Source organism: Gemmatimonadota bacterium (genome assembly GCA_016209965.1).
Classification (GTDB): Bacteria; Gemmatimonadota; Gemmatimonadetes; order Longimicrobiales; family RSA9; genus JACQVE01.
Map to the genome: position 1 here is coordinate 1 of JACQVE010000274.1, position 2,398 is coordinate 2,398.

Annotated in this window: 3 protein-coding genes and 1 pseudogene; all 4 read left to right on the forward strand. The window is 70.4% G+C overall.

Going from position 1 to position 2,398, the window contains the following annotated elements:
* On the forward strand, positions 1–396 hold a 396-nt coding region (locus tag HY703_10885; protein ID MBI4545692.1), incomplete at its 5' end, for an aminotransferase class V-fold PLP-dependent enzyme.
* 141 nt (positions 397–537) lie between these two features.
* Positions 538–1,035, forward strand: a pseudogene (locus HY703_10890) (MFS transporter).
* Between the two features lie 33 nt (positions 1,036–1,068).
* Positions 1,069–1,797: an MFS transporter gene (locus tag HY703_10895; protein MBI4545693.1), complete on the forward strand. Its 729-nt coding sequence runs from the start codon at positions 1,069–1,071 to the stop codon at positions 1,795–1,797.
* 182 nt (positions 1,798–1,979) lie between these two features.
* Positions 1,980–2,174, forward strand: a complete 195-nt coding sequence (locus HY703_10900) for a hypothetical protein (protein ID MBI4545694.1) — start codon at positions 1,980–1,982, stop codon at positions 2,172–2,174.
* Positions 2,175–2,398: the final 224 nt, after the last annotated feature.

The following is a 2,398-nucleotide window of genomic DNA, read 5'->3' on the forward strand; positions in this document are numbered from 1 at the left end:
AATCAGGAAGACGGCGCCTACCGGCTCATGCAGTACGGCACGGGCAACCTGTCCCTGCTTGTGGGGCTGGAGAAGGCGGTGGACTTCTTCCTGGCCCTGGGGCCCGAGCGCGTCGAAGAGCGCATCATCGGCCTCGCCGACCGGCTGCGCGCCGGACTGCAGCAGATCCCTGGCGTGACCATCCGCTCCCCCCTCCATCCGGAGCTGCGCTCCGCAACCACCATCTGGGCGCTGGAGCGCAGGAAGCCCATCGATCTGCAGGATGCGCTCTGGGAGCGGGCCCGGGTGCGCGTCCGCGCCGTGGGCGAGGACTTGGGTGTCCGCCAGTGCTGCCACATCTACAACCTGGAGGAGGAGGTGGACCGCACGCTGGACACCGTGCGCGCGCTGGCGTAGGGGGCGTGAGACACCTTCCGATCCCGATCCCGAACGGAGCCCAATCGACGATTCGGTGAAACTGTGAAACTCCGAGACCTGCTGCGCGGCAACGTCCTGTGGCTGAGCCTCATCTCGCTGCTGAACGACACGGCCAGCGAGATGATCTACCCGCTCCTGCCGCTCTTCCTGGTCGTCACGCTGGGCGCGGGGCCCGCCTTCCTCGGCCTGGTCGAAGGCGTAGCCGAAACCACGGCCAGCCTGGTCAAGCTGGGTGGCGGCTGGCTGAGCGACCGGCTGGGGCGGCGCAAGGCGCTGGTCGGCTGGGGCTACGGCCTGGCGGCGGCGGCCCGGCCAGTCGTGGCCGTGGCAGCGGCGCCATGGCACGTGCTTGTCGTGCGCTTCTCGGACCGCGTGGGCAAGGGCATCCGCACCGCGCCGCGCGACGCGCTGCTGGCGGAGTCCGTGGATGCCGCGCGCCGCGGCACCGCGTTCGGCCTGCACCGCGCCGCGGACCACGCCGGCGCTGTGCTGGGTCCACTCCTGGCCGCGGGGCTCCTGCTGCTGGCGCCAGGCCAGTTGCGCCTGGTTTTTGCCCTCGCAGCTATCCCCGGCATCGTGGCGGTGTTCATGCTCTGGCCGGTCCGGGAGCAACCGGTCGCTGCCCCGACCCACGCGCCGCAACCCGACGCCATGGCCGCATCCGCCGGCGGTCGCAGCCCGCCGGCCCCGGTATTGGCACCTGACGGTAAGCCCGCCGGCGTCCGCACAGCGCTTTCAGCCGTGGCGGCCCCAAAATCCGATGCCCCCTCCCCCGCCCCGGAGGCTGCGCCCCGGCGCGGCGTAAGGCAGGAGCTGGGCCATCTCGGACCCGCCTTCCCCCGCTACCTGCTGGTGCTCCTGATCTTCACGCTGGGCAATGCTTCGGATGCCTTCCTGCTTCTGCGCGCCCAGGACCTGGGCATCGCCCTGGCCGCCATCCCCCTGCTCTGGGGCGCGCACCACGTGAGCAAGATGCTGTGGAGCGTGCCCGGCGGCATGCTCGCCGACCGCTTCGGCCCGCGCCGCGCCATCATCGCCGGATGGCTGGTCTACGCCGCCGTCTACGCCGGCTTCGCCGCGGCCGGCCAGGTCTGGCAGGTCTGGGCGCTGTTCCTGGTCTACGGCCTCTTCTACGGCCTCACCGAGGCGCCCGAAAAGGCGCTGGTCGCCGCCCTCGCGCCCACTGGCACCCGCGGCCTCGCCTTCGGCGCCTACCACTTCGCCATCGGGCTCGCCGCCCTGCCCGCCAGCTTGATCTTCGGCCTGCTCTGGCAGGCGTACGGCGCTGCCGCCGCCTTCCTCCTCGGCGCCGCGCTGGCCCTGCTCGCCGCACTGCTGCTCCCCCTGGCATTGCCTGCCCAGCGGCCAGGCTCGAGCTGACCACGTCGCCCTCGGCGTTACTGCATCAGCGACACCCACGGCCGTGGCCCGATCCACCCCCTGAAGCAAAAGTTAAGGCCAGTCCTCAACGCCCGCCGGGCGCACGGCCGCCGAACTGCATCGAGCTCGGAAGCTTGACGCGGACGCGCGCTTGCTAGTAGGCTTCCGAGCACATAACGAACTTGCCGGACGCCTGGATCCAGGCGCAAGGCTTCCGCGGCAGCGACAAGAGCCGCATGGTGAACCGCGTGGAGAGCCGCTCCTTCATCGCGCGCGCCATCGAAGAGGCGATCGCCTGCCCCGAAAAACCATTGCGCTCCATGGAGCGGAGATCGGCCGCGTGCGCGGCCAAGAACGCTGCTACCTGGCACCCGTGACGGTCCGCGATGCGGTGATCCATGCGGTGGCGCACGCGGATTACGCCCGGCGCGGCGCGCCCATGCGCGTCTCGATCTTCGATGACCGCCTCGAGCTCGAGAACCCGGGCTCTTGATGAAACGGATCTCGACCACTTTGAGCCGGACATGAAGACCAGGAGGAAGAAGCCGTGAGCGAGAAACCCGGAGCCTGTCCGCTGTGCGGTGGTGATAAGGAACCCGGT